The organism is Haloarcula sp. JP-Z28 (genome assembly GCF_011440255.1).
Classification (GTDB): Archaea; Halobacteriota; Halobacteria; order Halobacteriales; family Haloarculaceae; genus Haloarcula; species Haloarcula marismortui.
This window is the reverse complement of the sequence record NZ_JAAOHT010000060.1, coordinates 1-15,371: the sequence shown is the minus strand read 5'-3', so window position 1 is coordinate 15,371 and position 15,371 is coordinate 1. Positions and strand designations below refer to the sequence as shown.

13 protein-coding genes are annotated in these 15,371 nt (G+C 62.6%); 6 read left to right on the top strand and 7 right to left on the bottom strand.

What is annotated here, in order from left to right; genetic code table 11:
- Window positions 1–11: 11 nt before the first annotated feature.
- Window positions 12–743, top strand: a complete 732-nt coding sequence (locus tag G9463_RS17910; RefSeq protein ID WP_165897432.1) for a creatininase family protein — start codon at window positions 12–14, stop codon at window positions 741–743.
- Between the two features lie 242 nt (window positions 744–985).
- Here G9463_RS17910 and fdhF read toward each other — a convergent pair whose 3' ends face one another.
- Both fdhF and G9463_RS17900 read right to left on the bottom strand, forming a co-directional pair.
- Window positions 986–4,297, bottom strand: a complete 3,312-nt coding sequence (gene fdhF, locus G9463_RS17905; protein WP_165897431.1) for a formate dehydrogenase subunit alpha — start codon at window positions 4,295–4,297, stop codon at window positions 986–988.
- Window positions 4,294–5,817, bottom strand: a complete 1,524-nt coding sequence (locus G9463_RS17900; RefSeq protein ID WP_165897430.1) for an NADH-ubiquinone oxidoreductase-F iron-sulfur binding region domain-containing protein — start codon at window positions 5,815–5,817, stop codon at window positions 4,294–4,296. Before G9463_RS17900 ends, fdhF begins: the two co-directional genes overlap by 4 nt.
- A 178-nt stretch (window positions 5,818–5,995) precedes the next feature.
- On the opposite strand from G9463_RS17900, the gene G9463_RS17895 reads away from it, so the two are divergent.
- Window positions 5,996–6,265, top strand: coding sequence for a hypothetical protein (locus G9463_RS17895; RefSeq protein ID WP_004966002.1), 270 nt, complete (start codon window positions 5,996–5,998; stop codon window positions 6,263–6,265).
- A 21-nt stretch (window positions 6,266–6,286) separates the two neighbouring features.
- On the opposite strand, the gene G9463_RS17890 is transcribed toward G9463_RS17895, so the two are convergent.
- Both G9463_RS17890 and G9463_RS17885 read right to left on the bottom strand, forming a co-directional pair.
- Window positions 6,287–6,667 carry a Rid family detoxifying hydrolase gene (locus G9463_RS17890; RefSeq protein WP_004966001.1) on the bottom strand — a complete coding sequence of 127 codons (381 nt, stop codon included), beginning with the start codon at window positions 6,665–6,667 and terminating at the stop codon, window positions 6,287–6,289.
- 90 nt (window positions 6,668–6,757) lie between these two features.
- Window positions 6,758–7,168, bottom strand: coding sequence for an EamA family transporter (locus G9463_RS17885; RefSeq protein ID WP_004966000.1), 411 nt, complete (start codon window positions 7,166–7,168; stop codon window positions 6,758–6,760).
- 172 nt (window positions 7,169–7,340) lie between these two features.
- On the opposite strand from G9463_RS17885, the gene G9463_RS17880 reads away from it, so the two are divergent.
- Both G9463_RS17880 and G9463_RS17875 read left to right on the top strand, forming a co-directional pair.
- A complete protein-coding gene (locus tag G9463_RS17880) occupies window positions 7,341–8,588 on the top strand; it encodes an NAD-binding protein (protein ID WP_165897429.1) in 1,248 nt (415 codons plus the stop codon).
- Window positions 8,589–8,677: 89 nt separating this feature from the next.
- The gene (locus tag G9463_RS17875; protein ID WP_165897428.1) at window positions 8,678–10,534 is read left to right on the top strand and encodes a BCCT family transporter; all 1,857 of its coding nucleotides are present in this window, start codon (window positions 8,678–8,680) and stop codon (window positions 10,532–10,534) included.
- Between the two features lie 20 nt (window positions 10,535–10,554).
- On the opposite strand, the gene G9463_RS17870 is transcribed toward G9463_RS17875, so the two are convergent.
- Window positions 10,555–11,127 (bottom strand): aminodeoxychorismate/anthranilate synthase component II, encoded by a 573-nt coding sequence (locus tag G9463_RS17870; protein ID WP_007190565.1) that lies wholly within the window; start codon window positions 11,125–11,127, stop codon window positions 10,555–10,557.
- Window positions 11,124–12,635, bottom strand: a complete 1,512-nt coding sequence (gene pabB / locus G9463_RS17865) for an aminodeoxychorismate synthase, component I (protein WP_165897427.1) — start codon at window positions 12,633–12,635, stop codon at window positions 11,124–11,126. Before pabB ends, G9463_RS17870 begins: the two co-directional genes overlap by 4 nt.
- Window positions 12,636–12,950: 315 nt before the next feature.
- Here pabB and G9463_RS17860 point away from each other — a divergent pair, with 315 nt between their 5' ends.
- On the top strand, window positions 12,951–13,844 hold the full coding sequence (locus tag G9463_RS17860) for a bifunctional methylenetetrahydrofolate dehydrogenase/methenyltetrahydrofolate cyclohydrolase (RefSeq protein ID WP_007190563.1): 894 nt from the start codon (window positions 12,951–12,953) through the stop codon (window positions 13,842–13,844).
- A gap of 31 nt (window positions 13,845–13,875) precedes the next feature.
- Here G9463_RS17860 and G9463_RS17855 read toward each other — a convergent pair whose 3' ends face one another.
- Window positions 13,876–14,076 (bottom strand): hypothetical protein, encoded by a 201-nt coding sequence (locus G9463_RS17855; RefSeq protein WP_004965994.1) that lies wholly within the window; start codon window positions 14,074–14,076, stop codon window positions 13,876–13,878.
- A gap of 151 nt (window positions 14,077–14,227) precedes the next feature.
- Here G9463_RS17855 and epsC point away from each other — a divergent pair, with 151 nt between their 5' ends.
- Window positions 14,228–15,091, top strand: a complete 864-nt coding sequence (gene epsC, locus G9463_RS17850) for a serine O-acetyltransferase EpsC (RefSeq protein WP_004965993.1) — start codon at window positions 14,228–14,230, stop codon at window positions 15,089–15,091.
- Window positions 15,092–15,371: the final 280 nt, after the last annotated feature.

Here is a 15,371-nt window from a genome sequence, read left to right as displayed (position 1 = left end):
GAGATGCGACCATGGAACTGGAGACGGAGGCGTGGACTGATATGACCGAGGTCGAGACGGACCTTGCGCTGCTCCCCGTCGGAAGTACGGAACAACACGGGCCACACGCGCCGCTCGGAACGGATACACTTGACGCCGAAGTGGTCGCCGAACACGGTGCTGAGCGCCACGACGACCCCGTCGTCGTCGCACCGGCAGTCCCCGTCGGCGTCGCCGAGGAGCATCGGGCCTTTTCAGGGACGCTGTGGACCTCCGAGTCGACGTTTCGGTCCTACGTCCGTGACATCGTCCGGAGCCTCGCCAGCCACGGCTGGGACCACGTGGTGCTGGTCAACGGCCACGGCGGCAACATCGGCGCGTTGCGTGAAGTGTCGGGTACGATAGCCCGCCACGACGAGGCCTTTGCCGTCCCGTTCACGTGGTTCAACGCGGTCGGCGACCACAGCGCCGACATGGGCCATGGTGGGCCGCTGGAAACCTCGCTACTCCAGCATACGAACCCGGAGGCTGTCCACGAAGACCGGCTGGATGAGGCCGCGGACGGTGGCAGCGACGGCTGGGGGGAGTGGCAAAGCGGCGTCAACCTCGCGTTCGATTCCGACGAGTTCACCGAGAACGGCGTCGTCGGCGACCCGCGAGAGGGCAGCGCCGAACGCGGGGAGACGCTGCTGGAGCTGGCGACGGAGTCGCTCGTCGAACTCCTTGATGAAATCGCGGATCGGCCGGTCGGACCGCGTGAGTAAGCGGTGAAGAAAAACACAGATAGCTGCTATTGAAACCACGCTAGCTGGTTCCTTCTCAACATAGTTCACACCTACTCTCTTAGTAAGAAAAACTCGCTTGTGTAAATGCGGGCTAAATAATTATCAACGCTAACGAGCAGTGGTAAATAGTCCGCAAATATGTCTGTATATTCGGTGATTGTCTGAAGCGGTCACGATACCATTCACGATCCCGCATACTGATCAAAAGCGGATGTGCCGACTCAGTCGTCGCCTGTCCCTCGCTTCCGGATCTGTTTTCCGCCGGCGTCCGGCGTCCGGAGCACCGTCTCGTCCGTCTCCGGGCCCAGCACTTCCACGCGAACACTCGACACTTTGTACTCAGGAATGCCGGCGGTCGGGTCGAACGTCTCGCCGGTGAGTTTGTTGACCGCACCAGCCGCGAAGTGCATCGGGATGAACAGCGTCCCCGGGCCGACGCGGTCGGTGACCCGTGCCTTGACGACGATATCGCCCCGCCGGGACTCGACGCGGACGTACTCGCCGTCGGCGATGCCGAGCTTCTCGGCCGTCTCGGGATGTACTTCGACGAAGCTCTCGCCGACGTGGCTCATCAGCCCCTCGACACGGCGGGTAATCTGTCCTGTGTGCCAGTGATACAGCACGCGCCCGGAGGTAAGCGTCAGCGGGAACTCCTCGTCGGGAATCTCGCCGGGGTGTCCGCCGTCGGCAGGAACGAAGCGGGCCTTCCCGTCCTCGAAGTTGAAGTTCCCCTCGTCGTAGTCATAGAGGTACGGCGTGCCATCGTGGTCCTCGTCCCAGCAAGGCCACTGCAGGCCATGTTCTTCGCCGGATTCGAGCCGGTCGTACGTGACGCCGCCGTAGATGGGCGCGAGCGAGTTGATTTCGTCCATGACCTCCCGCGGGTGGTCGTAGTCCCAGTCGTAGCCCAGCCGACGGGCCAGCGCTTGCGTGATTTCCCAGTCCTGGCGGGCCTTGCCCGGCGGCTCAGACGTGGGCCGAACCCGCTGGATGCGTCGCTCCGTGTTGGTGAACGTACCGTGTTTCTCCGGCGAGGTGGCCGCCGGCAGCACCACGTCGGCGTAGTCTGCCGTTTCGGTCATGAAGATGTCCTGCACGACGAGGAACTCTAGGTCTTCTAGGGCCTCGGCGGCGTGCTGGATATCGGGTTCCGAGAGCGCCGGGTTCTCGCCGACGACGTACATCCCGCGGAGGTTCCCCGCGTGAGCCTCGGCGAGCATCTCTGGTACTTTGAGTCCGGGCTCCTTGGGCGGGCGCTCGCCCCACGCGTCGGCGAACTTCTCGCCGACCTCGTCGTCGGCTGGGTTCTGATAGCCCGGCAAGCTCCCCGGAAGCGTCCCCATGTCGCCACCGCCGCCCTGCACGTTGTTCTGGCCGCGGAACGGCGAGAGGCCGGCTCCCGGCTTGCCGACCTGCCCGAGGACGAGCGCGAGGTCGGCCATCGCGATGAGGTTCTCCGTGCCGTGGCTCTGCTGGGTCATCCCCATCGCCCAGCCAAAGACGACGCTATCGGCCTCGGCGAGTGTCTCGGCCGCCGAGGCGAGTTCTTCCGGCGACACGCCCGCCAGGTCTTCGACTTTCTCGGGCGTGAACGCCTGGACTTTCTCCCTGACTTCCTCGAAGTTCCTCGTGTTGCGTTCGATGAAGTCCGCGTCGTGGAGGTCGTGTTCGATGATGTACCGAATCAGGCCGTTGAGCCAGGCCACGTCGTAGCCGGGGTTGGTCCGGGTGTACTGGTCGGCGTGTTCGGCGATGCCGATTTTCCGCGGGTCGAACACGACGAGGTCGGCCCCCTCCCGGACGTTCTGCTTGATGCGCGTGGCGAGCACCGGATGGGATTCCGTGGTGTTGGAGCCGCTGATGAGGTAGGCGTCGGCCTCGCCGATATCCTCGTTGATGCGGTTGGTCATCGCGCCGTAGCCGAGCGTCTGCTGGAGCGCGGCGACTGTCGAGGAGTGACACAGCCGGGCGCAGTTGTCGATGTTCTTCGTGCCAAGGACCTGCCGGGCGAACTTCTGGACGAGGTACGCCTCCTCGTTGCTGCCCTTCGAAGAGGCGAGACAGCCAAGCGAGTCGATGCCGTGGGCGTCCTGAATCTCGGTGAAGCGCTTGGCGACATAGTCGAGTGCCTCCTCCCAGGTCGTCGGTTCGAGGTCGCCGTCCTCGTTGCGGATGAGCGGTTCGGTGACCCGTTGCTCGCTGTTGGCGAACTCGTGGCCGAACTTCCCTTTTACGCAAGTCGAAAAGTTGTTCGCGGGCGCGTCGTCGGGGTCGTCGACCGGAACGACGCCGAGCGAGTCGCCGTCCTTGCCCCACATCTCGAACCGGCAGCCGACGGCACAGAACCCGCAGGTCGTCTCCTCTTTGTCGATTTTCGAGAGCCGGTAGTCGCTGACTATGTCGGCGATGTCGAACAGCCGGCCCTCGGGCATCGTGTTCGCCGCGATGCTCTCGGCGGTGTGTTCGCCGGCGAGAAACGCCTTCTTGCCGTAGTCCTTGGCGATGTCGCCGGCCCGGCGTTTTGCTTGCGAGGCGAATTTGGCGAGACCTTGCTTGCTCTTCGCCGCTCTCGGGTCGCCGGGCTCGAACCCGCGGTTGGGAGCGGTAGTATCATCGATGGTCTCAGCGTCCTCGTGTTCGATGACCTTCCCGATCGAGTTCCGCTGTGTAAAGCCCGGCAGCGGGAGCGTCGCCGCGCCGTCGATACCCTTCTCGGTCAGCGAGCCGGTGGGGCAGACGGTAGCGCAGTGGCCACAGGAGACACATTCGGAGTCGTGCATCGTCTCGGCGTCGGACTGGAAACCGATGCGAGTGTCCTCGCCGTGACCTTCGATACGGAGGACGCCTTCGACCTGCACGTCGTTGCAGGCGTCGACACACCGGTTACAGAGGATACACTTATTCCGGTCGATTTGGATGAACGAGGAGGTGTCGTCGATGGGTTCGTACTGGTCGCGCTCGTCGAAAACGCCGTAGCGGGGGTGGTCGACACCCTCGCTGATGGCGGCGTCCTGCAGTTCACAGCGCCCATTGCCGTTGCAGGTGGTACACCGGAGGTTGTGGTTTGAGAGGACGAGGTCGAGGTTGACGCTGCGGGCTTCCTCGGCGTCGGGCGTGTCCGTTGACACAGACAGCCCGTCTTCGGCGGGGAACGAACACGACGGGACGAGACCGTGTTCCTCGGTCTCGACCATGCAGGTGCGACACTCGCTGCGCGGGCCGACCTCGTCGCTGCAGTCCCCGTCGCGGTCGTAGTAACACAGGGCCGGAACATCGGCGTCGTCTTCGACGCCCTCCGCACCGGGGTCGACACTGACGATATCGTCGTCGAGGTCCTGCAGAGCGTCGATGATGGTCGACCCCGGGGCGACCGTGACCCGCTCGCCGTCGACGGTAAGCGTCGTCGGGTCGTCTGTGTCGGTTCCCACGTCGGGGTCGTTGGCGGTGCCGGTCTCGAACTCGTGAGTGACTGGCGTCTCAGGCTGTGGGTCGTGTAGGTCCGGAACTCGTGGAATCGATTTGTCTGTGCTCATAGCTTCTCCGTACAGGTGCCGCTGGGACAGTGTCCGTCAGTGTGAGCGCGGAACTCGGGCTCGAACTCGTCGATAGCTGTGGTCACTGGCCGCGGCGCGTGCGCGCCGGTCTGACAGTTACTCGACTGGCGCATCACCCGGGACAATTCGCGTATCTTGTCGTTCTCGAACGAGCCGTCGTATATGTCGCGCAGCAGTTCAGCGAGCTGCTTCGTTCCCTCACGGCCGGGCACACACCGGCCGCTGTTCTCCATCGATGCGAACCGCGCCCGCTTCCCAACCGTTTCAACGGTACATCGACCGGTGTCGAACAGTTCGACGACCCCATTGGTTCCGAGCCCGGCAGCCCGGAGCGACTGTGCGGTCGGTGCCATATCAAGACTGCGCGTGACACCGCCGAGGACGCCGCCAACACAGGCCATTTTGAACGACCCGTCCATCTCGACCGCCTTGCGAACCGCTGCGAGGCTTGCGCTCGACCTGAGTTCGACTGTCGCCGAGTCCGCAACGTCGCCGGCGACCGCTACGATTCGCGTCCCGGGGTCCGCCGCGTCAGCGTCGACGCTACCGGGGTCGGCGACGGCCTGCTGGACTTGCGCAAACGTCCGCGGCGTGTGGACGACTGTTGGGCGGCCGTACAGGCCCCGTTTGGCCGGTGATGGCGGCTGGAGCCGCGGCTCGATGCGGTCGGCCCCTTCCAGTGCTTCGAGCGCCGCCGTGGGCTCGCCGGCGCGGAATTCGTCCGGGCCGGCTACCAACTGTGGAACGACAGGGAGGGTGTCGGCGGCTGCGTCGATTGCCTCGCGGAGGTCTGCTTGCACGTCCGTCTGCGACTCGTTTACATAGACGACAGCGTCACCAGCGTCCACGTACTCGGCGACCGCCGCAATCCCGTCGAGGACTGCCATCGGTGCGCCGGACAGGAGCGTGTCGTCGCCCGTCGGGAGGTCGCTGGCGTCGTTGGCGTTACAGACGACCACTGGGTCACCGTCGGTTTCGCTGGCTGTTTCCCACGTATCGGCGACCGGTTCGTCAGCGGCGGCGTCCCCGCGACCGCGGCCCAGCAGCCCGGCTCCCGCTGCAACGTCGGCGGTCCGTTGGGTCGAGACGAACGACCAGTCGGCCGGCGAAAGCGGGGCGACCCAGCCACAGGGGCCCAGTACGTTGCGGCGGCCGACTGAGAGCGGACCGCGCTCCGGGGCGGGGAGCGACGCCGTTTCGGGGTCGTGCTCGACGACAGCGTCCGCATCGGCTGTCGGTACTGTCCCCGCTTCCAGTTCGTCGATGAGGTCACGGACGGTCGCCGGTGACGGGTCGCTGTAGAAGGCTGTCCGTCCGCTACGTGTAACCATCACTAGCGGTGTGGCTGCTGTGATGCCCGTTGGCCCTGTCCTGACGACCGGTGTCGAGTCCGCCGTCGTCCGCGCCGCGGAGAGGACCCGGTCCCCGTTCTGTGACCGGCCGTCCGTCGACACCCGGACGGCGGTCGAATGAGCGAGGGCCGTGGTTTCCCGTGTCATACTCTGTGCCTCGTGTTGAACGATTAAAAACCCCAGCCGAGCGGTCCCGGGACCACTGGTTGCAGTGGCGTCATCGACCCACACAACATATCACTTGCTTACACAATAATGGGACAGCGCTGGCCGAGTCGTTCCGCTGAAACAATGAGGCAGCGGGACGTTACCCCCAATCGAAATCATGAACCCACGGTTCGAGGAAGTCAAGACGGAGGCGTCAGCCGCGATAACCGAGGCCGACCTGCGCTCGGTGTACACCGGCATTATCCACGAGGACGGCCGCCACGAGTACTATTTCGGTAACGACACCGAGGAGGCGGCCGAACTCCGCGAGGCAGCGGCCATACAGCTCGGAATGGTGCTTCGCGTCCTCGCGGACCGCTCGGACAGTAGCGTCGACGAACTGACGACGCTCGCCGCAGAGCGAGCAGAACAGATGGAGTTGCGATAAGATACGGAACGGCCGCGCTCGCTACTCGGTGGTCGCGATAGCTTCGATTTCGACCGCTGCACCTTTCGGGACCGAACCAACGCCGACGGCGCTCCGCGCCGGTGGCTCCGATTCGAAAAACTCGCTGTAGGCCTCGTTGAACGAGTCGAAGTCGTCGATGTCGTCGAGATAGACGGTTGTCTTGAGTACGTCGTCCAGCGAGAGGTCTTCTGACTCCAGAATCGCCGCGACATTGTGAAGGCACTGCCGCGTCTGGTCGGCGACTGGCTCGCCGTCGAGGAGTTCGCCGTCTGTCGTTAGCGGGAGCTGTCCGGCGGTGATGAGGAGGTCGCCGTTCGACGTTGCCTGACTGTACGCGCCGACCGCGGCCGGTGCCTCGTCGGTGCTGACTACGCGCTTCATATCCGGCCGTACCTGCCCCCATCTCATAAACCCCTGCCGTGATGAGTCACGCTCGCACAACATTCTCAGGCGCTTACCAGTTGTGTCCAGTCACTGATTGATGACGACAATCGCTATCAGCGCCAGACCGATGCCGGCGGCTTTCGTCAACGTCATGGACTCCCCGAAGGCGATAACGCCGATGACTGCGGCAGTGATGAAGTACATCCCGCCGATGGTGGACACGATCGACGTGGGCCCCACAGTCACGCCGACGAACGTCGAGACCACGCCGACGGCCGCCGCGACGCCCGCCGCACCGGCAAACATCATCCCCCGGTTCGTGACGACGAACGATGCGTCTGAGACAACGACGTATATCCCGGTGACGACCGTTGCAGCGGCGTAGGACACGAACGCCGCGGTCTCCGGGTCCATTGTACTTGACGCGACGTTGCCAAACGCTATCCAGAACCCCCAGGCTATCATCGTCCCGAGCCCGAACAGGACGGCAGCGTTCATCTGTCCGCTCTCCAGATGAGTCGGCTCCAACTCTCTCTAAGCGTCCTTGGCGAACGGCGACACCCATGCTCGTGCAATCGACGCATTGATTTGGTCGTATGTGGCCCGCTGACTTGAGTTCGGTGCCCGCTCGCCGCGTGTTTTTTATATTGACTCCGACAAAAGTATGCTAATGGCTAACGTCCCAGAAGACTCGTCGGACCGGACGCTGGAGGACGTGTTCTATCCGGCTGACAGAGTCCCGTTCGTGGAGTGGGACGAGCTATCCGGCGCAAAACCGACGGTCGTCCTGACCGGGACGGTCGCGCTGCTGGCGTTCGTGACCGGCCTTTCGAATCTGAGTCAGGCGTCGCTTGCACTTAATGGCCCGCTGACCGCCGTCGTCGACCTTCCGCTACCGTTCGTCAGGTTCGGTGGGGTGTTGTTCGCGTTCGTCCTCGGCATCGTGACGGTCGGGCTCCAGCGGCGCAAACAACTCGCGTGGCGCGTGGCGGCCGTCGTGCTTCTCGGTCTGGTAGTACTGCCGCTTACCACGTTTCAGCCAACTGATATCCCGTTGTTGTTGCTAACGCTGGTCACGTACCCGCTGCTGGTCCGCAACCGTCACCGGTTCGACCAGTCTCTTGACCTCTCGCCGATTCAGATCGCATCGCTGTCGGCGATTTTTGGCGTCGTTCTCTACGGGACCGTGGGTGCCTACGGACTGCGAGGCCAGTTCCTCGAACTCGACAGTTGGGGCGACGCCGTGTACTACGTCGTCGTCACAATCGCGACGGTTGGTTACGGCGATATCACACCTGTGACAGCGGAAGCACGGTGGTTCTCGCTCTCTATCATCCTGTTCGGAACCGGCGCGTTCACCGTCGCCGTAGGCGCGCTCATTGGCCCCGCTATCGAATCCAGAATGGCGACAGCGTTCGGAGTCATGACAGCATCAGAACTCACACTCCTCGAGGACCACGTCGTGGTTCTTGGGTACGGAGACGTTACGGCATCGCTGCTTGAGGAACTGGGCGACGAGACGGAGGTTGTGGTTGTTACCCCCGATGAGGAGACGGTCGCGTCGCTGCAGGGCGAGGGCGTGAATCTGCTCACCGGTGATCCCACCGATGAGGATGTCCTCAGGGACGCACGCGTCGGGACCGCAAGCGGTGTTGTGGTGGGGAGTAACGACGATGCCCGCGACGTGCTTGCAGTCATCGCGACGAAGAACGTCAATCCTGACATCCGCACAGTCGCAGCGGCGACTGCCGAAAAACACGTCGAGAAGTTCCGCGCGGTCGGGGCGGACGAAGTTATCAACCCCCGTTCTATCGGCGGACGGCTTCTGGGAAAGTCGGTGCTGGGCCGTGAGTCGAGCGAACCACTACTGGACGGAATCGTTGCGGATGACGGGGAGAGCGGAGCCACCACAGAGTAACGGTCCCGACGCTCGCCAGCGACGGTGTCGACCGGCTTGCATCGCGCTGTGGGATAGTAATATATGTATTCGATACTGAATATTGACGCATGGCCACCTCGGACGCCAGTGGCATTTCGGAGATCGTCGGCCGGCTACTGGTGCCACTGTGTGCCGCATCCGGGGCGCTCGTGCTCGCGGGGTTCTTCTTTCCGACGCTTGTCGGCGAAGCCGTGACTGGTCCGGCGTGGCTGACTATTGCGCTCGTGTTTTTCAGTTCGGGACTCTGTTACATCGCGCTCCTTCCCTACTCCGAAGACGCCACTGCGCCGGCCGCGGCCGATGTCCTGCTCCGCGTCCGGCGGACAAAGGTCAGACGGGCCATCAAAGAGTTCCTCACACAGCACGAGCCAGCCATCCTCGCGTTCCCGGTGCTCGTGTTCGCCGCGTTCTTCGGGCTCCAGATCGCATTCCCTGCACGGACGACGGGTGCCGTCGACGCCGCTGCTGTCACAGTCCTTCGCGGCGGCGGCCCGCTGTTTCTCGCCGCGGTCTTCCTTTCGGTCTGTTACTGTCTGTTTCTGTTGCTTGGGCCCTGGGGCGAAATCAAACTCGGCGGTCCGGACACGGAGCCAAGCTACACGTATCCGACATACTTTACGCTCGTTTTCACCGCCGGCATCGCGGCCGGACTGGTGTTCTGGGGCCCCACTGAGGCCCTGTTTCACTACGACCAGCCACCGCCGTACATCGGGGCAGCAGCCGGGTCGCCGGGCGCCGTCAACGGCGCGCTTGTGTACACCCTCTTTCACTGGGGCGTCTCGGCCTGGTGCGCATACGCTGTCATCGGCGTCCCGATAGCGTACTTCGCGTTCACGCGGGGCGCTCCGCTCCGGGTCTCGACAGTGCTGGCCCCCTTGCTCGGTGTCGATGAGCTCGATTCGGCCTGGGCCACACTGGTCGATACGCTGGCCGTTTTTGCCACTATCGGGGGCATCGCCACCTCGGTCGCACTCGTGAGCGAGCAGTTCCTCGCCGGGATCAATTACCAGTGGGACGTGGCAGCCGGTGAGGTCGGGCCGGTCCTGTTCGTCGGCGGCTTGACCCTGATATTTGTTGTCTCCAGCGCGACTGGGATCCACCGTGGCATCCGTCGCATCGCCGGCCTCAATATCGTCTTGTTTGGCCTGTTCGCGCTTCTCATCGCCGCCGTCGGTCCACGGTTGTTCATTCTCCAGCGAGGAACGCAGGCACTCGGGACCTACGTGGTGGAGTTCGTTCCGTTGAGTCTTCACACGGGCGGGCAGTGGGTCGCGGCGTGGACCGTCTGGAACTGGTTGTGGTGGTTTTCCTGGGCACCCTTCGCAGGGCTGTTCATCGCCGCACTCTCTCGCGGTCGCCGGGTCAGGACTGTCGTGTTCACGAGCGTCGTCGCGACCTCGACGGCGACGATGGTCTGGTTCCTACTGCTCGGTGGTACGTCGCTGTTCATCCAGCAGACGGGGCAGGCCGATATTCTCGCCGCGATCGCACAACGTGGCGGTTCGGAGGCGGTCGCCGGCTTCCCGCTGTTCGCGTCATTACCGCTTGGACAGCTTCTGATGTTCCTGTTTCTCGCGCTCATCATCGTGTTCATGGCCACGTCGGCGGACACCTCGACGCTCGTCGTCTCTGTTCTGGCAACGCGACGGGGGATGGCACCGTCGGCGACGCATATCGTCTTCTGGGGTATTTTTCAGGGTTCAGTCGCTGTTTCGGTGTTGCTTCTCGGTGGTGCTGAGACGCTTCAGGCCCTGGCCGTCCTGACTGGCGGCCCGTTCGCCGTAATATCACTTGTGGCGGTCGGCGGGCTGACCGTGACTTGGTACCGGGACGAGCAGGGCCACACCTCCCTCTTCCGACGCGCCGTCAGGAAACTGCCGGACATTCAGACACACCACGACGTCGACCCACCTGAAAAGAAATAGACGGCGCGGGTGCTGTGATTTTAGGCCTTGGCGATTCCGGTACAGAAGTTCTCGACGATCTGTTTCCCGGCGTCAGTGAGGATGCTCTCCGGATGGAACTGGACGCCGATGTGCGGTTTTTCGGCGTGCTGGACGCCCATCACGATGCCCTGCTCGTCGTTCGTGTGGGCCGTTTCCGAAAGCGTGTCTGGGAGTTCCGATGCCTTGACGGCCAACGAGTGATACCGCCCGACCTCAAACGGGTCGTCGACGCCGTCGTATAGCCTCGTTCCATCGTGGCGGACCTCCGAGGGCTTCCCGTGAACCACGCTCGGCGCGTGGCCGACAGGAGTCCCGTGGGCCGCACAGAGCGCCTGGTGGCCCAGACAGACGCCAAGCGCCGGGTACTCTGTCTCGGCGAACACGTCGATGGACACGCCGGCCTCTGCGGGCGTCCCGGGCCCCGGCGAGACGACGATGCCGTCCGGGTCGAGTTCATGGATGCCCTCAACATCGATAGCGTCGTTCCGGCGGACCGTGACATCGTCGAACTCGCCGACGTACTGGACCAGATTGTAGGCGAAGGAATCGTAGTTGTCGATAATGAGTATCATCGCATCCCCTCCATCGGTTCGGTCTCGGATTCGACGGCGAACGACCCCTGTTCGCCGAGCGCCTCGTCGACGGCAGTAACGAGCGCCCGGGCCTTGTCCAGTGTCTCCCTGTACTCCGCCTCTGGAACGGAGTCGTGTACGATGCCGCTCCCGACGCGGAGGCGGTACTCGCCGTCGTAGTGAACCAGCGTCCTGATCGTGATGTTCAGCGTCGCTCGATCGTCGAAACCGAACATCCCGATACTGCCGGTGTAGGGCCCTCGTCGGGTCCGCTCCACCTCGTCGATAATCTCCATCGTCCGCGGCTTCGGCGCGCCGGTGATGGTCCCACCGGGGAACACGGCTGCGACCGCGTCGGCGATGCTCACCGCGTCGCGCAACTCCCCTTCGATGAGGGAAACGAGGTGCATCACCTCGGAATACCGGTCGACGCGGCGGTACTCGGCGACATCGACGGACCCGTACTCGCTGACCTTGCCGAGGTCGTTGCGTTCGAGGTCGACCAGCATGGCGTGTTCAGCCCGCTCCTTCTCGTCGCTACAGAGGTCTGCCTCAAGCTCCTCGTCTTCGGACGGCGTCGCGCCGCGCGGCCGCGTCCCGGCAATCGGCTCTGTGAGCAACTGGTCGCCATCGACGTCCAGCAACAGCTCCGGGCTGGCGCTGACAAGGTCGACGCCGGGGAACTCAAGCAGGGCTGAGTACGGAGCCGGATTCACCCGACGGACGGCGTCGAAGGTGTCGACCGGGTGGACGGCCGCCGGGGCGGTCAGCCGGTGTGAGACGTTTGTCTGGAACGTGTCGCCGTCCCTGACGTACTGTTTTATTTGTCGGACGCGGTCGGCGAACGCTGCCTCGCCGCACTCGCTTTCGAACGTGGCCTGACTTGCAGCGGTTGGCTGGGACTGGACGTGTTTCTCGCCGTGGATGGCGTCCTGTGCTAGCTCTCGGGCCATCGTCCGGCCACGCTCGAATGCCGATTCAGGCGACCCGTCGACGGTGGGACAAGCCGTTACATGTATCTCGACGTCGCCGTCGTGTGGCTCCTCCCACGCGGCGATGCAGTCGAACACGCCAAACTGAAGCCGTGGGAGGCCATCCGAAACGGTTGTCTCTGGGATGTCTTCCAGTTCCCGTGCTACGTCGTAGGAAAGCCACCCGAACGCGCCACACGGGTATGGAACCGTACAGTCGCCCCGTTCTAGGTGTTCGCGGTCGAGTAGGTCGTCGATAGCTTCGAGACTCGGACTTCCGCCATCCTGTGCGGGTGTCGCTCCTGCGGACACCTCGACGCGCTCGATTGGCTCGATGCCGAAGTACCCCCAGCCCGACTGCCCACCGGTCGTTTCGAGATAGAAGCCGTCTGTGTTCTCGTCGCGGGCGCGGCGATACGCTTCGAACGGGTCGGCAACGGTGACGCGCGCCTCAACCGGCACACGGGTGCCGTCCGCTGCTGCCCTCGCAGTTTCGATGAACGATTCTTTGTCGGTGCTGAATCGAATCTCAGTCATAGTGCAGTTGCTCCTAAGCGAGAGGCCCTGCCTCCCGGTGTGGTTGTGTAGACCAAGCATGGGTCAGGACAAAAACCTTCGGTACTCCCTCCTACTGCCCGAAATACTGCCGAACTGTCGACTGACTACGGCTAAACACTGGACGAATAGCCGATATCATTTCAAAGGCTGGACTATTCCGCATCACTCACTATTCCGACGGGGCTTGAGGGAAACATCGAACGCTTGGCCAACCCCAGCAGTTGACCGTGCAGCAGTCTGCTCACTCTGGACATCTAACTGGGGACTTCGGGGCCGACAGCAAACCTAGCAACAATGACTACAGTAATCGACGGGAACGAAATCGGCGACCAGATCACGGAGGGCGTCGCGGCGTGTACGGACACGCTCGTCAGCGAGGGTGTCACACCGGGGCTGGCGACTGTGCTGATGAGCGACGACGGCGCGAGTGAAACGTACGTCTCGATGAAACAGCGGGCCTGTAATGAAATCGGCATTGAGGGGTTTCATCATCAAATCAGTGCAGACGAGTCGGCCGAGGCGCTGTTCTCGACCATCGACGAACTGAACGCGGACCCGGCGGTCCACGGAATCCTCGTTCAGATGCCGGTCCCCGACCACGTGCCAAAGCGCGACGTACTGGAGCGCATTGACCCGATGAAAGACGTCGACGGGTTCCATCCCGAAAACGTCGGCCGACTCGTCGCGGGGAACGCGCGATACAAGCCCTGCACCCCCCATGGAATACAGAAAATGCTGGCCGAAACTGGTGTTGTGACGGAGGGGAAAGACGTTGTCGTCGTGGGTCGCTCGGACATCGTCGGCAAACCGATGGCAAACTTGCTCATCCAGTACGGGCCGGGCGGGAACGCGACAACGACCGTCTGCCACTCCCGAACTGATGACCTTGCGGACAAGACTCGCAACGCGGACATCGTGATTGCCGCCGCCGGGGTTCCGGAGATGATAGACGGGTCGATGCTCTCGGCGGGTACGACAGTTATTGATGTGGGCATCAACCGGGTTGATGCTGACACGGAGAAGGGGTACGAACTCGTCGGGGACGTGGACTTCGAGAGCGCTAAAGAGAAAGCGGACGCCATCACCCCGGTTCCCGGCGGTGTTGGACCACTCACCATCGCGATGCTGCTGTATAACACTGTGAAAGCGGCCAGCCTCCAGTCCGGCGTCGATATTAGGCTTCCGTAGGGCCCGTTCGCAGGACTACCCGCGTGGACTGTTATATCGTTTCGACCGCACCACACTCCGGGCATGTAATCAGGAGTTCACCTGCTGGGTCCTGTTCTCCCTCTATGACGTTGTGACCGCTGGCACACTGTTCGTGCATATACACCTCGTGGCTGTCGTGCTCACGCAGCCAGATGTGGCCTTCTTCCGGTGCTGAAACGATGCCGTGACAGAAGTAACACTCGCCGTTCATACAGAATCGATGACAAGCCAGTATCAAATAGCTACCTCTCAGTGTGGGATGCTGCTCGTTTTCAATTCTACAGCGTCAGCGAGAACACAACATATAGCGGAAAAGACAACTATTGTTTCAAAACTAAGATGCTTCAGCCCAACAATCCGATATGGACTACTGTTACACGGGCGACACACACGAGAAACTCTTCGCGGCGTACCGGGCCGATGAAGAGCCGTTCCCGACCCAGACGCAGATGGAGTTCCCGCGGCGGGAACACCGAAGACCGGAAATCGACATCCTCAAACGACTGTTCTTCCCGACCTGTTGGAACGCTGCTGAACTGGTCCGGGACGAGCTCGCCGTTCTGGACCGTCTCGACACCCTGGGCGGCCTCTTCTTTGCCGGTATTAGACCCTACTCCGGGTCGGACCCGGCTGAAACAGTTGACGCCGTCATCGATCAGCTCCCGGCGGTTCGCACACGACTCAAAAAGGACGTGGAGGCCGCGTTCAAAGGTGATCCGGCGGCAAAGACGTATATGGAGATAATCCGGTCCTATCCGGGGTTCATGGCAATACTCGTACAACGGGTCGCACACACCCTCTACGAGGCCGGAGCCTCCGAGTACGCTCGCGAACTCACCGAATACGCCAAGACTGAGACCGGCATCGACATCCACCCCGGCGCTGAAATCGGCGACCACTTTTTCATCGACCACGGGACTGGCGTCGTCATCGGCGAAACCACAACTGTCGGGGAGTGGGTCCGCCTCTATCAGGACGTGACGCTTGGCGCGCTCCACTTCGAGGCCGACGAGAGCGACGAACACAGATTAAAGAAGGGCTACAAACGACACCCGGATATCGGCGACCACGTCGTCATCGGCGCGGGCACGAAAGTTCTGGGTGCCATCAGCGTTGGTGACCACGTCAGCATTGGGGCGAACTCCTGGGTCACCGACGACATTCCGGACGATACGAAAGTGTACGTCACAGACCACCCGACACAGGAACGAAAACGAACCAAATAAAATCGGGACCGATATCGCCCGGTTTCTGAGACTGCAAAGATACCACGAATTGGCTGGACGAACGCTTCTGACTGGTGTACCCGGCCCGAGGACCTCTCATACTGTTGTTGTCTGTCCAGTCGCGAGAAGGACTCCTCTTCTAATAGATTAGAAGTACGTGTTTAGCCCCAATGAATTTCGCCACTGTCTCGTAGCAGGCGACCAATCGGGGGTATATGCACCCTCAGCAAGGGCTAATTGAACTTCTTCAGGGATGGTCTCCGCTCGGAGACCATCCCGG

Bases quoted from the DNA above. Each gene is read 5' to 3' on its own strand.
- G9463_RS17910 (WP_165897432.1), top strand. From the start codon at position 12: ATGGAACTGGAGACGGAGGCGTGGACTGATATGACCGAGGTCGAGACG.
- fdhF (WP_165897431.1), bottom strand. From the start codon at position 4,297: ATGAGCACAGACAAATCGATTCCACGAGTTCCGGACCTACACGACCCA.
- G9463_RS17900 (WP_165897430.1), bottom strand. From the start codon at position 5,817: ATGACACGGGAAACCACGGCCCTCGCTCATTCGACCGCCGTCCGGGTG.
- G9463_RS17895 (WP_004966002.1), top strand. From the start codon at position 5,996: ATGAACCCACGGTTCGAGGAAGTCAAGACGGAGGCGTCAGCCGCGATA.
- G9463_RS17890 (WP_004966001.1), bottom strand. From the start codon at position 6,667: ATGAAGCGCGTAGTCAGCACCGACGAGGCACCGGCCGCGGTCGGCGCG.
- G9463_RS17885 (WP_004966000.1), bottom strand. From the start codon at position 7,168: ATGAACGCTGCCGTCCTGTTCGGGCTCGGGACGATGATAGCCTGGGGG.
- G9463_RS17880 (WP_165897429.1), top strand. From the start codon at position 7,341: ATGGCTAACGTCCCAGAAGACTCGTCGGACCGGACGCTGGAGGACGTG.
- G9463_RS17875 (WP_165897428.1), top strand. From the start codon at position 8,678: ATGGCCACCTCGGACGCCAGTGGCATTTCGGAGATCGTCGGCCGGCTA.
- G9463_RS17870 (WP_007190565.1), bottom strand. From the start codon at position 11,127: ATGATACTCATTATCGACAACTACGATTCCTTCGCCTACAATCTGGTC.
- pabB (WP_165897427.1), bottom strand. From the start codon at position 12,635: ATGACTGAGATTCGATTCAGCACCGACAAAGAATCGTTCATCGAAACT.
- G9463_RS17860 (WP_007190563.1), top strand. From the start codon at position 12,951: ATGACTACAGTAATCGACGGGAACGAAATCGGCGACCAGATCACGGAG.
- G9463_RS17855 (WP_004965994.1), bottom strand. From the start codon at position 14,076: ATGAACGGCGAGTGTTACTTCTGTCACGGCATCGTTTCAGCACCGGAA.
- epsC (WP_004965993.1), top strand. From the start codon at position 14,228: ATGGACTACTGTTACACGGGCGACACACACGAGAAACTCTTCGCGGCG.